This is a genomic window from Streptomyces sp. NPDC007929, from assembly GCF_042959065.1.
Lineage (GTDB): Bacteria > Actinomycetota > Actinomycetes > Streptomycetales > Streptomycetaceae > Streptomyces.
This window is the reverse complement of the sequence record NZ_JBIBKD010000002.1, coordinates 304,743-324,038: the sequence shown is the minus strand read 5'-3', so window position 1 is coordinate 324,038 and position 19,296 is coordinate 304,743. Positions and strand designations below refer to the sequence as shown.

Genomic DNA, 19,296 nt, shown 5'->3' with positions numbered 1-19,296 from the left:
ACCTCCTTGTGGATCAGTCGTGGGAGCGCCGTGCGGCACTCATGGAATCGATTACACGCATCCGAATCAAGCCCCCGGCGGTACCTCTTGACCGGATCGTGATGTCGCGGAGGGCGGCCCGGCGGGCCAGGCTGGAGGTACGGGGGTTTCCTGTGGGGCGCTGGAGGTCCTGATGGGCCGGAGCGGAGGAACCATGACGGCGGCGACCCGGAACGACGTACCTGTCGCCCTCGAAGGCGACGGCGTGGAACTGCGCCTGATGCCGATCGGCGGCGGCATGTCGGTCGGCTACATCACGCTCCCCCGGGGCACGGACATGGGCCCGGCCCTCAAGGGCCTGCCCGACGACGCGTGCCCGTGCCCGCACTGGGGCTACCTGCTCAAGGGCCGGATCAGGATGCGCACGGCCACGGGCGAGGAGGAGTACGAGGCGGGGCAGGCGTACTACTGGGGGCCCGGGCATGTGCCGGTGGCGCTGGAGGACAGCGAACTGGTGGAGTTCTCGCCCAGTGAGGACTTCCAGCAGGTGATCGACCACGTGGTGGCGCAGGCCGGGTGAGACCGGAACCCTTGGACGCGCCCGGCCCGCACCGATGAGTTCTGCCGGTCCGGGCGGTCACTCTTGCGTCGACCACCGATCACAGGAGGAGCGCTGTGCCCCAACTGCTGCGCGTGCAGAATTTCAACGTCTCGAGTGACGGTTTCGGTGCCGGTGAGGGACAGAGCCTGGAGAGGCCGTTCGGGCATGCCGATCCCGGCACGATGTTCGCCTGGGCGTTGGCCACGGCCAGCTGGCCCAACCGCACCGACCCGGGCGGGAGCCGCGGCCTCGACGACTACCTGGTGCGCGACTTCCACCATGGCATCGGCGCCGAGATCATGGGCCGCAACAAGTTCAGCCCCCACCGCGGCCCCTGGGAGAACGAGGACTGGAAGGGCTGGTGGGGTGACGAGCCGCCGTTCCACACACCGGTGTTCGTGATGACCCACCACGAGCGCCCCTCGTTCACGCTCTCCGACACGACGTTCCACTTCGTCGGCGGGGATCCGGCCGAGGTCCTCGCCCAGGCGCGCGAGGCGGCCGGGGACAAGGACGTACGGCTCGGGGGCGGGGCGTCGACGGTCCGGCAGTTCCTGGACGCCGACCTGGTCGACACGCTGCACGTGACGGTCTCGCCCGGTGTGGTGCTCGGGTCCGGGTCACGGCTGTGGGAGTCGCCCGAGGAGCTGCTCGACCGCTTCCACCACGACGTCGTACCGAGCCCGAGCGGGGTGGTCCATCACCTGTTCTGGAGGAAGTAGCGGCAGGTCGGGGGGATATCGCGGCAGGCCGGGCGGATGCGGCGGCAGGTCAGGCGTCCTTGCCCCAGTCGAGCCGGTCGGCGAGCCCGGCGGTGGTGAAGGCGGCTTCCAGCTGCTCGCGGCCCTCGGTGAAGTGGGACCAGCTGTCGTAGTGGACGGGGACGACACGCCGGGCGCCGAGGATCCGCGCGGCCTCGGCGGCCATCGCGCTGTCCAGGACGACGACCTGGTTGTCGAAGAGCACGGGGAAGCGGGGAGCGCCGGCGAAGAGCAGGGCGGTGTCGACGGGGCCGAAGCGGCCGGCGATCTCGCGGACGGCGTCGAGTGAGGCGTTGTCGCCGCTGACGTAGACGGTGGGCAGGCCCTCGCCGGTCAGGACGAAGCCGACGACCTGGCCGGTGAACGCCTCGACCTGCTCGCGCGGGCCGGGGCCGTGCAGGGCCAGGACGCCGGTCACGGTGAGGGTGCCGCCGCCGGGCCGGTCCAGCTCGACGGACTCCCAGTCGGCCAGGCCCCTGACCTTGTCCCCCAGGCTCTCGCGCAGGCGCTCACCGCCGCCGGGCGTGGTCAGGGTCAGGGGTATGCCGGGGAGCAGGGCCCGGCCGGAGGTGTCGAGGTTGTCGGCGTGCTCGTCGTGGGAGAGCAGCACCACGTCGACGCTGCCGAGGTCGGCGGGGCTGCTGGCGGAGGCCGCGGTCTTGGTCAGGAGCGGACCTCCGGGCCGGGCGTAGTCGCCGGGGGCGTCGAAGGTCGGGTCGGTCAGGAAGCGCAGGCCGCCGTACTCGAAGAACGCGGTCGGGCCGCCGAGGGCGCGGACGGGAAAGCCGGTGGCCATGGGGACGGAAGACATACAGCACCTCACGGATAGACGCGATCGAACCGTGAGACAAACGTATCCGCTTCTCACGGATGCTGGCAAGCCGTACCATGAGAATCATGGAGGAGCACGTGACCGACCAGCCCGCCCCGCCGCCCGCCCAGGGCGAGGAGGAACATGCCTCGCTGGCCCTCGCCAACACCGCGATCGCCCTGTCCGGCGGGCGCACGCTCGACCTCCTGGGCACCCCCGCGCAGGCGAACCACTGGCTGACCCAGCGCGGCCTCGCCCCGGTCGACGCCGGTATGCGGGAGATGTGCGCGGCCCAACTGCGTTCCCTGCGCGAGCAGATCAGGTCCCTGTTCGCCGCCCGCGTCGACGGCGTACCCGCCCTGCCCGCGGCGGTGTCGGCCGTCAACGACGCGATGACCAGGGTTCCGACAGCCCCGCTGCTGCGGTGGGACGACAGCACCGGCCCCTACCGCACCGCCCCGCACCCGACCACCGCGATCGTCGACCTCGCCCTGGCGACCCTCGCCGCCGACGCCGCGGACCTGCTCACGTCCCCCGCCGCCGAACGCCTCACGGCCTGCGGCTCCCCGCCCTGCAACCGCTACCTGCTCCGCCACGGCCGCCGCCACTGGTGCTCCACCCGCTGCGGCGACCGCGCCCGAGCGGCCCGGGCGTACGCCCGCCGCACGGAGCAGCGCTGACACCGTCACCGTCAGGGCCCGGACCTGTCGGCGAGCCGCGCCCCTCTGCTCTCGGCAACCCTTGTGACGTCCCGCAGGGACTCGCTGAGCCGCCGGGCAAGGTAGTGCAGCTCGCCGCTCGTCACCCGGCGCTCCGCGAGGAGTTCGTCGGCATGCCCGAGCAGGGCGTCCGCCATGTCGAGCTGTACGTCCTCGATCTCGTCGGCGAGCCGCGCGACGTAGCCGGTTCCGTCGCCCACGAGGTAACACGGTCTGCCTTCGACACCCGTCCACGGCAGCAACCGCCCGGTCACGGCACGGTCGTGCTTCCCGCCGGTCATGCGCCCGCCTCCGCCATGAGATACGGACGCACCAGTCGGTTGTCCTCTCCCCGCAGCGGACGCTCCCCGGGGTGGCAGCAGGCCGCCGGGCACACGTACGGGCGCAGGGGAGGCGCCGCCGATCGCCGTCGCCTCCCCCGGGGAGGGAAGAGGAAGCGGAGAAACGGTTCCAGGAGCCGGGCCGTGAGGTCTACCACGTCAATCTTCCTACCTTCTCACCTGCGGTGACTGCGTTCTGTTCCAGATCACTCACAGAGTGGGGTCGGCGCTCGCTACCCTGCCAGGGGGTGGAACTTGACATCGCGCTTGTCAAGAAAGGGAGTTGGCCGATGGACGAACGCCGCATGCTTCGAACACCACGTCAGAAGTACGGGGAGGAGATGCGGCTGAGGCGGACCGCCGCCCGCCTCACCCAGGAGGAACTGGGCGACCAGGTGGTGTGCTCGCCCACGCTGATCAGTCATTTCGAGGCCGGCCGACGCCTCCCCAAGCCGGATGACGCGCGGCGGATCGACCGGGCGCTGGGGACGGACGGGTTCTTCGCGCGGTGGTTGGAAGACCTGGAGTCCCACTACACCGACCACTTCGCAGCGGTGGCCGAGCTGGAGCAACTGGCCACTCACATGCAGCAGTTCGCACTTTCCCTGGTTCCGGGAGTGCTTCAGACCGACGACTACGCACGTGCCCTGTTCCGGGCCTACCGCCCGAACCATACGACCGAGAAACTTGACGAGCTCGTTGTCATTCGAACGCAACGCCGCCGAATCCTCGACGGGCCGGGGCAGCCTGTCGTCTGGACACTGCTCGACGAGGCAGTCCTCCGCCGTCGCGTCGGCGGACCACAGGTCATGACGGAGCAGTTGCACAAAGTCGCGGACATGGCCGAGTCGGGACGGCTGCGCCTCCACGTGCTTCCCTACGGCGTAGGGGCGCACGCACTCATGCAGAGTCTGCTCACGCTCATGACCTTCGAGGACTCGGCACCGGTGGCCTACGTGGAGGGCTTCCAGACCGGCAACCTGATGGACGAGCCCGCTCTGGTGGGCGCCTGCCAGACCGCATACGCTCTGGCGCTGAGCGACGCGTTGTCGCAGCAGGAGTCCCTGGCCCTCGTCAGGGCGGCAGCGGAGGAGCATGCGCGTGATCGACAGTGAGCACATCGCCCTCACCGACTGGTACAAGTCCAGCTACAGCGGCGGCGATCAGGGCGAGTGCCTCGAAGTCGCCCCCGGCCGCCCCGACGTCCCGGTACGGGACAGCAAGACCGCCCTCGGCCCCACCCTGGTCTTCTCGCGGAGCGGCTGGGCGGTGTTCGTCGGCGCCGTCAAGGACGGGCACATAGGGGCCTAGGAAGACAGCGCGAGGCCGAGCGGCGGGTAGCTCTCGCCGCCCACGCGTTCGGCCGCCTAGATGTAGTCGGCGAGGGCGTCACGGGACTGCGCGACGCTCGCCAGCTGGTCGTCCAGCCGCCGCAGCCGTGACCGCATCGCGGCCAGCAGCTCGGGACACCCGAGCAACGTCGGGGCCTCCTCCCCCGTCGCAAGCCGCCCGCGGTCATGCTGCTCGACGGGTGCGTCGCCCTGCTCGCGGTCCTGGTCCTGGTGGCCGCTCCGGCCGCCGAGGGCTGACGCGTCACGCCGACTCGTTCAGCAGCCTGCTCAGGTGCTCACGCCCGGACTCCAGGAGCTCGGGCAGCGGCGCGGCCTGCTCGTACCAGCGCTTCTCGTACTCCCAGCAGAGCCAGCCGTCCCAGTTGTGGCGGGAGAGGACCTCGACGCACTCGGCCAGCGGGAGGACGCCCTGGCCGAGGGCCAGGGGGGTGGTGTCCTCGACGGAGGCGATGTCCTTGACCTGGACGTAGCCGAGGTGAGGGGAGAGGGCCGCGTAGGTGTCGGAGGGCTGTTCGCCGCCGAGCCAGGTGTGCATCACGTCCCAGAGGGCGCCGACCTGGCGGTGCCCGACGAGGCCGAGGATCCGCATCGCGTCGGCGGCGGTGCGGTGCGAGTCGTGGGTTTCGAGGAGGATGCGAACGCCCAGGTCGCCCGCGTGTTCGGCGGCCGTGCCCAGGCGGCGGGCGGCCGTCGCGTCGGCCTCCTCCGGGGTCTGGACGTCGAGATCGCCGCCGGGGAAGACGCGGATGTACGGGGCGCCGAGGTCGTGGGCCAGGTCCAGGAGGGCGCGGATCTCGGCCAGGACGGGCTCGTCGTCGCCGGGCGCGGCGACCCGTGCGTAACCCGCCAGGCCCAGGAGCTCTACGCCCGCTCCCTTGAACTCGGCCGCGACGTCGGCCCGTTCGGCCGGGCCGAGGCCGGTGTGGACCGGTTCCTCGGGGTGGGTGCGCAGTTCCACGCCGTGATAGCCGTGGGTGGTGGCCAGCCGCAGGACGTCGGGCAGGGGCAGGCCGGGGACACCGAGGGTGGAGAACGCCAGCTTCATGTCGACGGACCCTACCCGGCACCCCCGCCTCCGACTCCCCTTCGTCACTCGGGTGTTGCGTAAAGATCCAATCGCCAGTCCTGGCCGGTCAGGTCCTGACCGAAGGAGTGGTGCGGCTTCTCCGCGACCAGGACGAAACCGTGGCGCTGGTAGATGCGGCGGGCCGCGCCGAGGATGTCGTTGGTCCACAGGACGACCTCGCGGTAGCCGGCCTCGCGGGCGAAGTCGACGAGCGCCCCGACCAGGCGGTCGCCGATGCGCAGGCCGCGCGCGTCCGGCTCGACGAGCAGGAGCCGCAGGCGGGCCGCGCCGGGGGTGTCGTCCCGTACGCACATCACGCACCCCACCGGTCGGCCGTCCAGCTCGGCGATCCAGGTCCGCTCGCGGTGCGGGTCGTGGTGCTCGGCGTAGTCGGCGACGATCCTCGCCACCAGTGCCTCGTAGTCGGCGTCGAAGCCGTACTCGGCGGCGTAGAGCGCGGCGTTGCGCTGCACGATCCAGCCGAGGTCGCCGGGGGCGGGGTCGCGCAGGACTACGTCCTCGGGGCGAGGGCCGCGGCCCTCGCCCGCGCCTTCGCCTTCACCGCCGCCATCGCCTTCACCGCCGCCTTCGCCTTCACCGCCGCCTTCGCCTTCGCCGCCGCCTTCGCCACTGGCTTCGGCGTCGCCGTCCCCCAGGATCGTCCGTACGGTCCGCATGGCCTGCGCCAGGCGCGGGCGGTCCTGGGTCCGGACGGTGGCCAGCATCGCCCCGACCGTCTCCCGTGCCCGCTCGTCGAGCAGCGCGGCGGCCTCCCGGCCGGGTGCCGTGAGCGTGACGCGGCGGCGGCGCGGGTCGGTGTCGGACGGGCCGCGCTCGACCAGGCCGTCCTCCTCGAACCTGTTCAGGATGCGGCTGAGGTACCCGGCGTCCAGATGCAGCTGGGCCCGCAGGTCGGCGGCGTCCGTGCGGGGCGCGTGGGCCAGCTCGTAGAGCACGCGGGACTCGGTGAGGGTGTACGGGGCGTAGAGCCGGCGGCCGTAGTCGAGGGCGCCGATGACGTTCGTGTAGAAGCGGTTGAAGGAGCGGATGTCCTGGACGGTCATGGCCTTCGCCCCCGGGTCTTTGACTCAGTCAGAGATACCGACGGGTCGAGCCTATGCCGCCCAGGACCGCTGTACTAGCCCTCGGCGGCGCGGTACACGCACACCTGGGCGCCGGTCTTGGCGGTGGTGGTGGAGATCAGCTGCATCGGGCGCTTGGTGCCGTCCGTCGGGAAGATCGACTTGCCGCCGCCGAGGATCACCGGCATCACGACGAGCTGGAGTTCGTCGACCAGACCCTCCGACAGCAGCGTCCGCACCAGGGTCGGACTGCCCATCATGGCGATCTCGCCGCCCTCGGCCTCGTGCAGCTCCCGGATGCGGGCGACGGCCCGGTCGCCGGGGATGAGGGAGGAGTTGTTCCAGGTCAGGTCGCTCTCGCCGAGGGTGCTGGAGACGACGTACTTCTTCAGGGCGTTCATCCGGTCGGCGAAGGGGTCGCCCGCGCGCTCGGGCCAGGCACCGGCCATGGTCTGGTACGTCCGCCGCCCGAACAGCAGCGCCTCGGCTCTGGCCAGCCCGGCGTCGAAGGCGCCGCCCAGCACCTCCTCGTCGAAGTAGGGGTGCGACCAGCCACCGTGCGCGAAGCCGCCGTCCGGGTCCTCCTGGGGCCCGCCCGGGGCCTGTACGACGCCGTCCAGGCTGATGAACTCGGTGATGACGATGCGCATGGGACTCACTCCGCTTTCTCGTTCGGGAGAGGTGGCCTCGGTGACGGCACTACAGACCGGTGTACGGCACGGAACTCATCGCCGGACCGGTGTAACGCACGGAACTCATCGCCGGAGGCGACATACGCCGAACGGCCCGGCCGGCTGACGGCGCCGGCCACCTCCTCCGAAGACCGTCAGGAGGCGTTGGCCTCCTGATGGCTGGTGTTGCTCGCGCCGGGGCTGTCCTCGTTCTTGTTCAGCGTGATGTTGTTGAAGAACGGGATGATGCCGTCCAGGTTGATGGGCAGGATCGACCCGAGCCCGCCGCCGTTGCCGCCGTTGCCACCACCGCCGTTGTCGCAGTCACCGCCGGAGACGGTGGTGAGGTCGGTGGACGTGACCGCGGGGCTGCCCGCTCCCGAGACGGTGACCGAGTTGCTCAGGGTGCACGGGGCGTCCTCGGCGACCCGCACCGAGAGTTCCAGGATCGGGTAGGACTGGAACGGCTGTACCACGGTGTCGTTGGTGCAGGTGACGGAGGTCGCTGTGGGGTCGCAGTCCCAGGAGATGTGCCCCGACACGAAGTTCACGGTGAGGCCTTCCGGCAGCGTGTCCGTGAGCGTCAGCGTGCCCGAGGTCGGGTCCGACACACTGCGGTTGGTCACCTGGAAGCGGTAGGTCGCGACCTCGCCACGGACGAAGTCCCCCGTGTGGAACTTCGCCACGTCGAGCTGCGGCGCGGCGTGCGCGGGCGCCGCGCCCACCGCGAGGGGGAGTACGACTCCCGTCGCGAACACCGTGGCCAGGGCAGCCAGTTTCCGCGCCGACCGGGACATCACCGTCATGGACACTCCTGATGTGAGAGGTTCCGCGCGGCTCGCCGGTGCGGTGGGCAACGGGGCCTGACGCGGGAGACGCGTCCATGGAACGCACTGCCGCGAACCCGGCCGACGGTGACACGTCCTCCGTTCACCCCATCACCCCCGGCAATGGCGCCACTCAGACCAACCGGGCCGGGCCGTCCGCCGGGCCGGGGACCCATCGGGGACCCACCGGGGACCAGTCCACCGGGTGACGGGGCGATCCCGGGGGTTCAGGAGGTCCGCGGCACCCCGGAGGACCCGCGCACCATCAACTCCCCCCGCACCGACGCGATCCCCCCGGGCGGGGCCTCCTCGCGGCCCATCGCGATGCGGCCGGCCCGGGCGCCGGCCTCCGCCAGTGGCAGTCGTACCGTCGTCAGCGCGGGCACCGCGTCGATGCTGAAGGGCAGGTCGTCGAAGCCCGCCACCGACACGTCCTCCGGGATGCGCAGGCCGGAGTCGCGCAGGGCGGCGCACGCGCCCAGGGCGACGGAGTCGTTCGCCGCGACGACCGCCGTCAGCGACGGGTCACGGCGCAGCAGCTCCAGCGTCGCCTCGTAGCCGGACCGTCGGTCGTAGCGCCCGTGCACCGTCCAGCGGGGGTCCTCCTCGATGCCGTGCGCGGCCAGCGCGGCCCGGTGGCCTTCCAGCCGGTGCCGGGTGGTCGTGCGCTCCTCGGGGCCCCCGATGTAGCCGAGCCGCCGGTGCCCGAGCCCGATGAGGTGCTCGGTCAGTTCCTGCCCGCCGCCGCGGTTGTCGAAGGTCAGCGCGATAGCCCCGGTCTCGGGGGCCGGCGGGCGTCCGCACAGCACGACCCGCGTCCCGGCTTCCACCAGCTTGCGCACCTTCGCGTCCATGGCCGCCTGGTGCACCGCGTCCTCGATCGCCCCGCCGGTCAGCACCACGGCCGCGGCCCGCTGCCGCTGGAGCAGCGTGAGGTACGTCAGCTCCCGCTCCGGAGAGCCGCCGGTGTTGCAGACCACAGCGAGTCGTTCCCCGCCCGCCCGGCCGCCCGGGCCGCCGATCTCGGCCTGGATCGCGCTCGCCATGATCCCGAAGAACGGGTCGGCGATGTCGTTCACCAGGATCCCGACCAGGTCGGAGGTGGCGGCGGCCAGGGCGCTGGCAGGCCCGTTGAGCACGTAGTCCAGCTCGTCCACGGCCTTCAGCACCCGCTCCCGGGTGGACGCGGCCACGGGGTAGTTCCCGTTCAGCACGCGCGACACCGTCGCGGGCGAGACCTGCGCGCGGGCCGCCACGTCCGCCAGGGTCACCGTCATCTCGTCGTCCTCCGGTCGTGCATCTCGTCTCGCTTCCGCCCTCGTACACACCTGGACCACGCGCCATGGTTCCGGACGGAACAGCAGGTCGACCGCCTGCGCCCCGATGAACCCATGGCCAAGGTTCCGTGCAGACCTTAAGCCCCCGACCCCGGGTTGTTCGCCCCCTCGAACAACTCGTCCTGGTCACGGTCTTGTCCGGACCGCGGTTCAGAGGCTAGCTTCTTGGAATGTAGAAAGCGCTTGCTGCAACGCTCACCAGTCCACAGGCATCCAGAGGGTCGCCTGGGAAGGGTGGGGCGTACGCGGCGCGACGACCGCGTACGAAGGGAAAGACGTGACACGCAAGACGGTGCGTATCGCCATGAACGGCGTGACCGGGCGCATGGGCTACCGCCAGCACCTGGTCCGCTCCATCCTCGCCCTGCGCGAGCAGGGCGGCCTCGACCTCGGCGACGGCACGGTGCTGTGGCCCGAGCCGATCCTGATCGGCCGCCGGGAGCACGCGCTGAGGGCGATGGCGGAGCAGCACGGGCTGGAGCACGTCTCGACGGACCTGGACGCGGTCCTCGCCGACGACACGGTGGACATCTACTTCGACGCCCAGGTCACCTCCGCCCGTGAGGAGGCGCTGAAGAAGGCCATCGCTGCGGGCAAGCACATCTACACCGAGAAGCCGACCGCCACCGGCCTCGACGGCGCCCTGGACCTCGCCCGGCTGGCGAACGAGGCCGGCATCAAGCACGGCGTCGTCCAGGACAAGCTCTTCCTGCCGGGGCTGCTGAAGCTGAAGCGCCTGATCGACGGCGGCTTCTTCGGGCGGATCCTCTCGGTGCGCGGCGAGTTCGGCTACTGGGTCTTCGAGGGCGACTGGCAGAGCGCCCAGCGCCCGTCCTGGAACTACCGCAGCGAGGACGGCGGCGGCATCGTCGTCGACATGTTCCCGCACTGGGAGTACGTGCTGCACGAGCTGTTCGGCCGGGTGAAGTCCGTCCAGGCGCTCACCGCCACGCACATCCCGCAGCGCTGGGACGAGAACGGCAAGCCCTACGACGCCACCGCCGACGACGCCGCCTACGGCGTCTTCGAGCTGGACGGCGGCGCGATCGCCCAGATCAACTCCTCCTGGGCCGTGCGCGTCAACCGCGACGAACTGGTGGAGTTCCAGGTCGACGGCACCGAGGGCTCCGCGGTCGCGGGCCTGCGCAACTGCCGCGTCCAGCACCGCAGCGCCACCCCCAAGCCGGTCTGGAACCCGGACATCCCGGCCACGGAGGTCTTCCGCGACCAGTGGCAGGAGGTGCCGGACAACACCGAGTTCGACAACGGCTTCAAGGCCCAGTGGGAGCTGTTCCTGCGGCACGTCTACGCCGACGCCCCCTACCACTGGGACCTGCTGGCCGGTGCCCGTGGTGTCCAGCTCGCCGAGCTGGGCCTGAGGTCCTCCGCGGAGGGTCGCCGTCTCGACGTACCGGAGATCTCGCTGTGACGATCCGACTCCCCGGCGCCGACGGGGCGTTGCGGACCTACGAACCCCGCACCGAGCCCCTGGCCGTGACCTCCGGCACGCCCTTCACCTCCCGCACGGTGTTCTCGGCGGCACATGTCGTCGCCGACCCGTTCGCCGACGTCTCCCCCGACTCGCCCGCCGCCGTCGACTGGGACGCCACCCTCGCCTTCCGCCGCCACCTGTGGTCGCACGGGCTGGGTGTCGCCGAGGCCATGGACACCGCTCAGCGCGGCATGGGCCTGGACTGGGCGGGCGCGGCGGAGCTGATCCGCCGGTCGGCGGCGGAGGCGAAGTCGGTCGGCGGCCTGATCGCCTGCGGTGTGGGCACCGACCAGATCGCCTCCGGTTCACTCGCGGAGGTCCGCGCGGCCTACGAGGAGCAGCTCGCGCTCGTCGAGGAGTCCGGCGCGCAGGCCATCCTGATGGCGTCCCGGGCGCTCGCGGCGGCGGCCTCCGGCCCCGAGGACTATCTGGAGGTCTACGGCCATCTGCTGCGCCAGGCGGCCGAGCCGGTGGTCCTGCACTGGCTGGGCCCGATGTTCGACCCGGCCCTGGAGGGCTACTGGGGCTCATCCGACCTGGACACGGCGACGGACACGTTCCTGGATGTCATCGCCGCCCATCCGGACAAGGTCGACGGCATCAAGGTGTCGCTGCTGGACGCACAGCGCGAGATCGACATCCGGCGCCGGCTTCCGAAGGGCGTGCGCTGCTACACGGGCGACGACTTCAACTACCCCGAGCTGATCGCGGGTGACGAGCAGGGCTTCAGTCACGCGCTGCTCGGCATCTTCGACCCGCTCGGTCCGCTGGCGGCGCAGGCGGTCCGGGTCCTGGACACGGGCGACGTGCGGGGCTTCCGCGCTCTGCTCGACCCCACGGTCGGGCTCTCCCGGCACCTGTTCCAGACGCCGACCCGCTTCTACAAGACGGGCGTGGTCTTCCTGGCCTGGCTGGCCGGTCACCAGTCGCACTTCTCGATGGTCGGCGGCCTGCAGTCGGCCCGCTCGCTGCCACACTTCTCGACGGCGTACGAACTGGCCGACGGGCTGGGGCTGTTCCCCGACCCGAAGCTGGCGGAAGAGCGGATGAAGACGCTGCTGAGCGTGTACGGGGTGAACCAGTGAGCGGGTCCTTGGAGCGCTTCTCCATCAACCAGATGACGGTGAAGCAGCTGTCGCTGCCGGAACTGGCCGACGGCTGCGCCCGGCTGGGCATCCGCAACGTGGGGCTGTGGCGCGAGCCGGTGCGGGCGTTCGGCCTGGAGGCCACGGCCAAGCTGGTCCGGGACGCCGGGCTGACGGTGACGACGTTGTGCCGGGGCGGGTTCTTCACCGCGATCGACCCGCGGGAGCGGGCCGAGGCCCTGGCCGACAACCGGCGCGCGATCGACGAGGCGGCGGTACTGGGCACGGACACGCTGGTCCTGGTCTCGGGCGGGCTGCCCGCGGGCTCGAAGGACCTGCACGGCGCCCGGGAGCGCATCGCGGACGCCCTGGCGGAACTGGGCCCGTACGCGGAGCGGCACGGGGTGCGGCTCGCGATCGAGCCGCTGCATCCCATGTACGCCGCCGACCGCTGTGTGGTGTCGACGCTGGCCCAGGCCCTGGACCTGGCGGAACGCTTCCCGGCGCAGCAGGTCGGCGTCACGGTCGACACGTACCACATCTGGTGGGACGACACCGCGCCCGCGCAGATCGCCCGGGCGGGTGCGGGTGGGCGTATCCACACCTTCCAGCTCGCCGACTGGACGACGCCCCTGCCGGAGGGCGTCCTGACCGGGCGCGGGCAGATCGGCGACGGGTCGATCGACATGCGCGAGTGGCAGGACCACGTGGAGGCGGCCGGTTACACCGGCGCGATCGAGGTGGAGCTGTTCAACGACGTCCTCTGGGCCCGGGACGGCCAGGATGTCCTGACCGAAACGGCCCAGAGGTTCACGGAACACACCCGCTGACCCCGTCACCACACCCACTGCCCCGCCCCACTTGCCGGGGGCGGGGCCCCCTCCACCCGGGGTTTTCCACCCCTCCAGATGCACCCACCCCCCAGCCATGACACGCTTTTCTCAAGGACTCGGCCGGTCGTATCGCTCTCGCTTCTCCTCGCCCTGATTCGAAAGAGCTGCCATGGCTGACTTCCTCGTCAACAGCACCACGTCCGGTGACCAGCTTCAGCCCGCCGTCGACGCTCTGTTCGGTACGCAGTTCCTGGAGTTGTGGTCGGACGAGAGCGACTTCGTCATCAAGGGGCAGTTCCTCGCGGACGACGGCGACAAGCTCGGGGACGAGTTCGCGGTCAGTACGCAGCCCTCGGACGGGCCGGGGGTGCGGCCGTTGTGGCCGTCCGTGCTGTCCGCCGGGATCAGCGGCCAGTTCGCCGTATGGCTGGAGACGCCGTTCGGCACGCCGGGGCCCAGTCCCTGTGTGAAGCTCCAGCGGTTCACCGAGGGCCGTAAGTCCGGCCCGGAGACGCTCGTCACGGCGGACGCGGACCCGAAGGTCCGGCCGTGTCTGGCGTTCATGATCGACGGTGGTGTGCTGGTCACCTGGGCGAGCCGGCGGCCCGACCAGCGCATCCGGGCGCGGCGCTTCCACGCGGACGGCGGCGCGGCGACACCGGAGTTCACGGTCAGCACCACCGAGGGCTTCCACGAGAAGCCCGCCGCCTCGATCCTCACCAACGGCAACGTGGTCGTCGCCTGGTCCACGGACCCCTCGGCGATCGGCGGCGGGCGGCTCACCCTGCGGTTCTTCGACTTCGAGGGCAATCCGCTGGGCGGGGAGATCCAGCCCAACGTCGGCGGTTTCACCGGGGTCAACGCGATCACCCTGCTGGACAGCGGACGTTTCGTCGTCGCGCACATCGAGGGCATCCAGCCCAGCGACCTGGGCAAGCCGCAGACCACCATCGCGGCGAGCGTCTTCCAGCCCGACGGCACCGAGACCTTCGACATCACGGCCGGCAACCCCCGGGGCGTCACCCGGAGTTCGCCGTCCCTGTCCCGGCTGCCGGGCGGGCGCTTCCTGATGGCGTGGGTGGAGGAGAGCGCGGACACGCACGACACCGTGCCGACGGTGATGGCCAAGATCTGCTCGGACAGCCAGGGTTCACTCGGCGACCCGGTGCGGGTCAGCACCGCGGATCCGGGGCGGCGCTCCCACCTGTGCACCGCGACGGCCTTCGGCAACGGACCGGAGAGCGTGATCGTCACCTGGGACGACGACAGCCACCTGGACGGCGACACGGGCTTCGGCGTGCGGGCCCGCACGTTCCACGTCAGCCCGCCCGGGATGCTGGTCGAGGCGTCCTAGCCGACGTCGACGGGGCCCGGGCAGCGCCGCCGCGCACCACCGCAGCGGCTCACCGGCGCGCCCGGGAACAGGAACGGGGTGGTGGCGCGGAAGGAAACCCCAGGCGCCGAAGCCGGAGACGGTGGTGATCCAGGCGACGTGGACGACCGTGCCCGCGCCCTGCCGGTCCAGGGCCGCAGGGCCGCCCGGTCGCGCGAGGGGCCGTCCAGGGCGCGCAGGGCCGCCCGGTCACGCGAGGGCCGTCGGTGAGGAGGGAGAGGGCCCGGCAGGGGGAGGACCGGCCCTGTGGCGGCCGGGCTCGGGGTGGCGCTCATCACGCGGCTGGGTCGCGGGCCGCCGCCCGCCGGGGTGGTGGAGGGTGCCGCTCGCTTCCGATGCCGGTGCGGCGGCCGTACGCGCTGTGGCGGTCGGGGGCCGCCCGGCGTCCGGCCATCGCTGAGTGCGTGCGGGTGCTCGGCGGGCAGTGGCCGAAGGTGGCGGCTCATCCACCCCGTTGAGCCCCTGGTTCCTCCCGCGTACCGACTTCCCGGAAATCGGGGCCGGATCGGGAACCCGCACCGGACCCCGCCCGTCCCATCGCAGGCCGCCGGAGAGTCACCACGGTGCGGTGTCGGCCCTCGCCACTGGCTGCGATCGCTGACCACCCTCTCCGCCGTACCGCGGCGTGCGGCCCCACCGCCATCGGCGCGTCCCCCTCCAACCGCGCCGGTGGCGGCCTTTCGCGGTTGCTGCGCGCTGTCTTGACTGGCAGAAACTTCCCGGATATTGGTGACCTCCTGGAAGTTTCCTTCAGTGGATCCGAGCGGATCACCTCCGGAAGGAGCGCACGTGCACGACACCGGCACGGGAAGCACGGGAAACACCGCACGACCCTCCAGACGCGCCGTCCTCGCCGCCACGGCCGGCGTCACCGCCGCCCTCGCGGCCGCCGGGCCCGCGCACGCCGCCGCCCCGGACGAGCGCCGACTGCGGGCCCTCGTCGCCCGCATGACCCTGGAGGAGAAGGTCGGCCAGCTCTTCGTGATGCGGGTCTACGGCCACTCCGCCACCGCGCCCGACCAGGCCGACATCGACGCCAACATCGAGGAGATCGGGGTCCGCACGGCAGCCGAGCTGGTGGCGAAGTACCGGGTCGGCGGCATCATCTACTTCGCCTGGGCACACAACACCCGCGAACCGCACCAGATCGCCGACCTCTCCAACGGCATCCAGAAGGCCTCCCTGGACCTGCCGCGCGGGCTGCCGGTGCTCATCTCCACCGACCAGGAGCACGGCATCGTCGCCCGGGTGGGCAAGCCCGCGACGCTCTTCCCGGGGGCCATGGCCGTCGGCGCGGGCGGGTCGCGGTCCGACGCCCGGGCGCTCGGCCGGATCGCGGGCGCCGAGCTGCGGGCGATGGGCATCCGGCAGAACTACTCCCCCGTGGCCGACGTGAACGTCAACCCGGCCAACCCGGTCATCGGCGTACGGTCCTTCGGCGCCGACCCGCGGGCGGTGTCCGCGCTGGTGGCCGCGGAGGTCGCCGGGTACCAGGGGTCCGGGGTCGCCGCGACCGCCAAGCACTTCCCCGGGCACGGGGACACCAACGTCGACAGCCACACCGGCTTCCCCACCATCACGCACAGCCGGGAGCTGTGGGAGAAGCTGGACGCACCGCCGTTCCGGGCGGCGATCGCCGCGGGCATCGACTCGATCATGACCGCGCACCTGATGGTCCCGGCCCTCGACGACTCCGGCGACCCGGCGACCCTCTCCCGCCCGATCCTCACCGGCATCCTGCGCGAGCACCTCGGCTACGACGGGGTCGTGGTCACCGACTCCCTCGGCATGGAGGGCGTACGCACCAAGTACGGCGACGACCGGGTGCCGGTGCTCGCCCTGAAGGCGGGCGTGGACCAGCTGCTCAACCCGCCCGACCTCGACCTCGCCTGGAACGCCGTCCTGACCGCCGTGCGCGAGGGCGAGCTCACCGAGGCCCGGCTCGACGCATCGATCCTGCGGGTGCTGCGGCTGAAGTCGAAGCTGGGACTGTTCCGTTCGCCGTACGTCTCCCAGCGCGGGGTGGACCGCACGGTCGGGACCCGGGCGCATCTGGCGGCGGCCGACCGGATCGCCGAGCGGACGACCACACTGCTCGTCAACGAGGGACGGCTGCTGCCGCTCTCGCGTCGCCGGTACCCCCGGGTGCTGGTCGTCGGCGCGGACCCGGCCTCGCCGTCCGGCACCACGGGACCGCCCACCGGCGTGCTCGCGGGCACGCTGAACGGCCTGGGCTTCACCGCCACGGCCCTGTCCACCGGCACGGCCCCCTCGGCGGCGACCATCGCCAAGGCGGTCGCGGCGGCGCGGGAGGCGGACGCGGTGGTGGCCGCCACGTACAACGTCACGGCGGGCAGCAGCCAGAAGACCCTGGTGGAGCAGCTCGTGGCGACCGGGAGGCCGGTCGTGGCGGTGGCGATCCGCAACCCCTACGACGTGGCGCACCTGCCCTCCGCACCGGCCTGTCTGGCCGCCTGCTCCTGGACCGACGTCGAACTGCGGTCCGCCGCACGGGTGATCGCCGGGCGGGTGACGCCCCGCGGGAAGCTGCCGGTGCCGGTGCAGCGCGCGGATGATCCGGAGCAGGTGCTGTACCCCGTCGGCTACGGGCTGTCGTACTAGACGTACGCCACGGCCCGGGCGCACCACCCCCAACGTGCGCAAACCGCCCCGTCTGCCTGGCGTGCGCCCGCTACGGCGGGTCACGCTGGGCGAGCACACTCGGGGGGAACGGCAATGCGTGAGCGAAGTGGTGTGGGGGTGGTCTGCGGGCTCCTGGCCCTGCTCGGCGCGATGCTGACCGGCTGCCAGAGTCCGTCGGGAGGCGTGGCGCAGGACGGCCGGCTGGGCACGTCGACGGCCGGCGGGGTCGGCCGGAGCGCCACGGTGTCACCGGCGCCTACCCGGCCGTCGGGGTACGGGGCGGTGTTCCTCGGGGTCGGCGAGTGCAGTTCGTTCGGCACGACCAGCTTCACCGAGGTGCCGTGCGCCGGTGAGCGGGCGGCGGCCCGGGTCGCGGCGCGGCACGACGGCACGGTGCGGGACGGGCCGCGCTGCCCGCCGACCACCGATTTCGTGCTGCACATCAGCGAGCAGCGGCCCGCGTCCGACGAGGACGGCGACGGGGCGGTCCCGCAGGGCTACGCCTGTATGCGCAACCTCCAGCCGCCGCACCCGGGCGATCCGGGCGGCGGGGGCGGGCCGCGCACGATCGTCGGCGACTGCGTCTACGACTCCGGTGACGGACAGGTCCGCGAGACCGCCTGCGACGGCACGGGCGAGCGGCGGCCGCAGTACGAGGTGGTCCGGGCGGTCGCCGAACGGGCCGACTGCCCCGCCCCGACCGCGCTGTACGTCCGGCTGGGCGGGAAGCGGCCCGTGGGGTGCGCCCGGCCGCTGTGACCACGGCCGGGCGCACCGACGTGCCCTACGGGCGCAGCGTCATCTCACGCTGCTGGTCGCGCTTGTCGAGCTTGGCGTCGAACTTCGCCAGCGGCTTCGCCGCCTGCGGGTCGGCCCGCACCGCGCTGGGGGCGACATCGGCCCAGTCGAGGATGCGGGCGGTGGCCAGCGCCTTCTGCTCGGGCACCAGGCCCGCGACGTTGGCGCCGTGGTTCATGCCGGGGGCGGTGAAGACGTAGGAGTCCTTGGCGCCCTTGCCGACGCGGAAGGGCTCCGCGCCCCACGGGTCGTTCTGGCCGTAGACGAACAGCATGTGGCGGGCGTTGTGCCGGACCCAGGTGTCCACGTCGCGCATCGCCGACGGCTGGAACTTCATGGGGATGTCCCGGGGGACGAAGTTGCGCGGCGGCTGGTAGCCGTAGCGGATGTACCGCTTCTCGACGTGCGGGAAGTGGATGGTCGGCGCGCCGAGCTGGGTGCCGGCCTGGTAGTAGTACGGCGTGTAGGTCGACAGGCCCTGGTCGGCGTAGGCGGAGAAGCCGGAGATCGAGTCGACGGAGTCCCAGATGGCCTCGTCGGTGGCGTTCTTGGCGTCGGCCGGGATCTGGTCGCAGTCGGCCAGCAGGCTGTACTGCCAGAAGCCCCACACGTAGTCCAGGACGGTCGCCTCGTAGGCCTTGTCCAGGGAGCCGATGGTGGTGAAGGTGAGGCCGTTGTCCTTGGCGAAGGCCGCGTACTTCTTCTCCAGCGGCTCCCGGCGCACCAGCGCCTCGCGCTGCACGGCGTTCAGCCTGTCGCGGCACTCCTTGGTGCCGACGCGGGCGAAGAACCGGTCGTAGGCCGAGTCCTCCTTGTTCACCACGTCGTTGGGGGCGACGTAGGCGACGACGCCGTCCATGTCCTTCGGGTAGAAGCGCTCGTAGTAGGTGGCGGTCATGCCGCCCTTGGAACCGCCCGTGGAGATCCAGTTCTTGGAGTAGATGCCCTTCAGCGCCTTGAAGACGCGGTGCTGGTCGCTGGCGGCCTGCCAGATGTCCAGCTTGGACCAGTCGGCCGGGGCGGGCCGGGACGGGGTGAAGAAGCGGTACTCCAGGGAGACCTGGTTGCCGTCCACGATCTGGGTGGGCTCACTGCGGCGGGGCGTCGTGGAGACGTTGTAGCCGCTGGTGAAGAACACCGTCGGGCGCGCGACGTCCTTGTGCAGCACGGTGATGCGCTGCTGGAACGTGCCCTTGGAGGGCTTGCGGTGGTCGACCGGCTGTGTGTAGTTCAGGACGAAGAAGCGGTAGCCGGTGTACGGCTTCTCCTCCACCAGGCTCATGCCCGGTATGGAGAGCAGCCTCTCCTTGATGTCGGTGGTGCCGGCGGCGTCGGCGGCGGTGGCCGCTCCCGCCGTGCCCAGTGTGCCTATGAGCACCGTGAGCGCCAGCAGCCATCTGAGCGCCTTGCGCATGCGCACTCCCCTGTGAGACAGATGTGCGCCGGAAGCTAGCGGACCAACTCCCCGGAGCACCAGGGGACATAGGGAAAACCCTGTGCGCCGGGGCGTGTTGCGGGGAGGCGCG

The 19,296-nt window shown here is 71.6% G+C and carries 19 protein-coding genes and 1 pseudogene; 12 read left to right on the top strand and 8 right to left on the bottom strand.

Translation table 11 applies throughout. The annotated features are described in order from the left end of the window. Positions 1 to 193 precede the first annotated feature (193 nt). Positions 194 to 559 (top strand): hypothetical protein, encoded by a 366-nt coding sequence (locus ACFZDE_RS06295; RefSeq protein ID WP_391006323.1) that lies wholly within the window; start codon positions 194 to 196, stop codon positions 557 to 559. A 95-nt stretch (positions 560 to 654) separates the two neighbouring features. After that, positions 655 to 1,302, top strand: coding sequence for a dihydrofolate reductase family protein (locus ACFZDE_RS06290; RefSeq protein WP_391006326.1), 648 nt, complete (start codon positions 655 to 657; stop codon positions 1,300 to 1,302). Positions 1,303 to 1,351: 49 nt separating this feature from the next. Here the strand turns inward: ACFZDE_RS06290 and ACFZDE_RS06285 are convergent, their stop codons facing one another. After that, on the bottom strand, positions 1,352 to 2,152 hold the full coding sequence (locus ACFZDE_RS06285) for an MBL fold metallo-hydrolase (protein ID WP_391197888.1): 801 nt from the start codon (positions 2,150 to 2,152) through the stop codon (positions 1,352 to 1,354). An 86-nt stretch (positions 2,153 to 2,238) separates the two neighbouring features. On the opposite strand from ACFZDE_RS06285, the gene ACFZDE_RS06280 reads away from it, so the two are divergent. Then, on the top strand, positions 2,239 to 2,832 hold the full coding sequence (locus ACFZDE_RS06280; RefSeq protein WP_391197884.1) for an ABATE domain-containing protein: 594 nt from the start codon (positions 2,239 to 2,241) through the stop codon (positions 2,830 to 2,832). An 11-nt stretch (positions 2,833 to 2,843) separates the two neighbouring features. Here ACFZDE_RS06280 and ACFZDE_RS06275 read toward each other — a convergent pair whose 3' ends face one another. Further along, complete coding sequence (locus ACFZDE_RS06275; RefSeq protein ID WP_391197881.1) at positions 2,844 to 3,152, bottom strand: hypothetical protein; 309 nt, start codon at positions 3,150 to 3,152, stop codon at positions 2,844 to 2,846. Between the two features lie 329 nt (positions 3,153 to 3,481). Here ACFZDE_RS06275 and ACFZDE_RS06270 point away from each other — a divergent pair, with 329 nt between their 5' ends. Both ACFZDE_RS06270 and ACFZDE_RS06265 read left to right on the top strand, forming a co-directional pair. Continuing rightward, positions 3,482 to 4,306: a Scr1 family TA system antitoxin-like transcriptional regulator gene (locus tag ACFZDE_RS06270; protein WP_391198899.1), complete on the top strand. Its 825-nt coding sequence runs from the start codon at positions 3,482 to 3,484 to the stop codon at positions 4,304 to 4,306. After that, positions 4,293 to 4,502: a DUF397 domain-containing protein gene (locus ACFZDE_RS06265; RefSeq protein ID WP_391197879.1), complete on the top strand. Its 210-nt coding sequence runs from the start codon at positions 4,293 to 4,295 to the stop codon at positions 4,500 to 4,502. Before ACFZDE_RS06270 ends, ACFZDE_RS06265 begins: the two co-directional genes overlap by 14 nt. 282 nt (positions 4,503 to 4,784) lie before the next feature. On the opposite strand, the gene ACFZDE_RS06260 is transcribed toward ACFZDE_RS06265, so the two are convergent. The 5 genes from ACFZDE_RS06260 to ACFZDE_RS06240 form a co-directional block, all read right to left on the bottom strand. Continuing rightward, a complete protein-coding gene (locus ACFZDE_RS06260; protein ID WP_391006338.1) occupies positions 4,785 to 5,588 on the bottom strand; it encodes a TIM barrel protein in 804 nt (267 codons plus the stop codon). Positions 5,589 to 5,632: 44 nt separating this feature from the next. Next, entirely contained in the window at positions 5,633 to 6,673 is a 1,041-nt protein-coding gene (locus tag ACFZDE_RS06255) for a GNAT family N-acetyltransferase (protein ID WP_391197878.1), read from the bottom strand. Positions 6,674 to 6,747: 74 nt separating this feature from the next. After that, positions 6,748 to 7,341 (bottom strand): dihydrofolate reductase family protein, encoded by a 594-nt coding sequence (locus ACFZDE_RS06250; protein WP_391006344.1) that lies wholly within the window; start codon positions 7,339 to 7,341, stop codon positions 6,748 to 6,750. A gap of 176 nt (positions 7,342 to 7,517) precedes the next feature. Continuing rightward, positions 7,518 to 8,168: a hypothetical protein gene (locus ACFZDE_RS06245; protein WP_391197876.1), complete on the bottom strand. Its 651-nt coding sequence runs from the start codon at positions 8,166 to 8,168 to the stop codon at positions 7,518 to 7,520. Positions 8,169 to 8,416: 248 nt separating this feature from the next. After that, positions 8,417 to 9,466 carry a substrate-binding domain-containing protein gene (locus tag ACFZDE_RS06240; protein WP_391006350.1) on the bottom strand — a complete coding sequence of 350 codons (1,050 nt, stop codon included), beginning with the start codon at positions 9,464 to 9,466 and terminating at the stop codon, positions 8,417 to 8,419. A 337-nt stretch (positions 9,467 to 9,803) separates the two neighbouring features. Between ACFZDE_RS06240 and ACFZDE_RS06235 the strand changes: the two genes are divergently transcribed. The 7 genes and pseudogenes from ACFZDE_RS06235 (at position 9,804) to ACFZDE_RS06205 (ending at position 17,731) form a co-directional block, all read left to right on the top strand. Then, positions 9,804 to 10,955, top strand: coding sequence for a Gfo/Idh/MocA family oxidoreductase (locus ACFZDE_RS06235; protein WP_391197874.1), 1,152 nt, complete (start codon positions 9,804 to 9,806; stop codon positions 10,953 to 10,955). Beyond that, positions 10,952 to 12,103 (top strand): DUF993 family protein, encoded by a 1,152-nt coding sequence (locus ACFZDE_RS06230; protein WP_391197871.1) that lies wholly within the window; start codon positions 10,952 to 10,954, stop codon positions 12,101 to 12,103. The genes ACFZDE_RS06235 and ACFZDE_RS06230 overlap by 4 nt, the downstream gene beginning before the upstream one ends. Positions 12,104 to 12,135: 32 nt before the next feature. Continuing rightward, positions 12,136 to 12,933, top strand: a complete 798-nt coding sequence (locus tag ACFZDE_RS06225; protein WP_391198897.1) for a TIM barrel protein — start codon at positions 12,136 to 12,138, stop codon at positions 12,931 to 12,933. Between the two features lie 172 nt (positions 12,934 to 13,105). Next, positions 13,106 to 14,290 carry a hypothetical protein gene (locus ACFZDE_RS06220; RefSeq protein WP_391006359.1) on the top strand — a complete coding sequence of 395 codons (1,185 nt, stop codon included), beginning with the start codon at positions 13,106 to 13,108 and terminating at the stop codon, positions 14,288 to 14,290. A gap of 285 nt (positions 14,291 to 14,575) precedes the next feature. Continuing rightward, positions 14,576 to 14,787, top strand: a pseudogene (locus tag ACFZDE_RS06215) (LysR family transcriptional regulator); the annotation flags it as partial. Between the two features lie 331 nt (positions 14,788 to 15,118). Further along, positions 15,119 to 16,951: a glycoside hydrolase family 3 N-terminal domain-containing protein gene (locus ACFZDE_RS06210; protein WP_391197869.1), complete on the top strand. Its 1,833-nt coding sequence runs from the start codon at positions 15,119 to 15,121 to the stop codon at positions 16,949 to 16,951. A gap of 114 nt (positions 16,952 to 17,065) precedes the next feature. After that, positions 17,066 to 17,731, top strand: coding sequence for a hypothetical protein (locus ACFZDE_RS06205; RefSeq protein WP_391006365.1), 666 nt, complete (start codon positions 17,066 to 17,068; stop codon positions 17,729 to 17,731). 25 nt (positions 17,732 to 17,756) lie between these two features. Here the strand turns inward: ACFZDE_RS06205 and ACFZDE_RS06200 are convergent, their stop codons facing one another. Beyond that, complete coding sequence (locus ACFZDE_RS06200; RefSeq protein WP_391197867.1) at positions 17,757 to 19,184, bottom strand: S28 family serine protease; 1,428 nt, start codon at positions 19,182 to 19,184, stop codon at positions 17,757 to 17,759. Between the last annotated feature and the right edge of the window lie 112 nt (positions 19,185 to 19,296).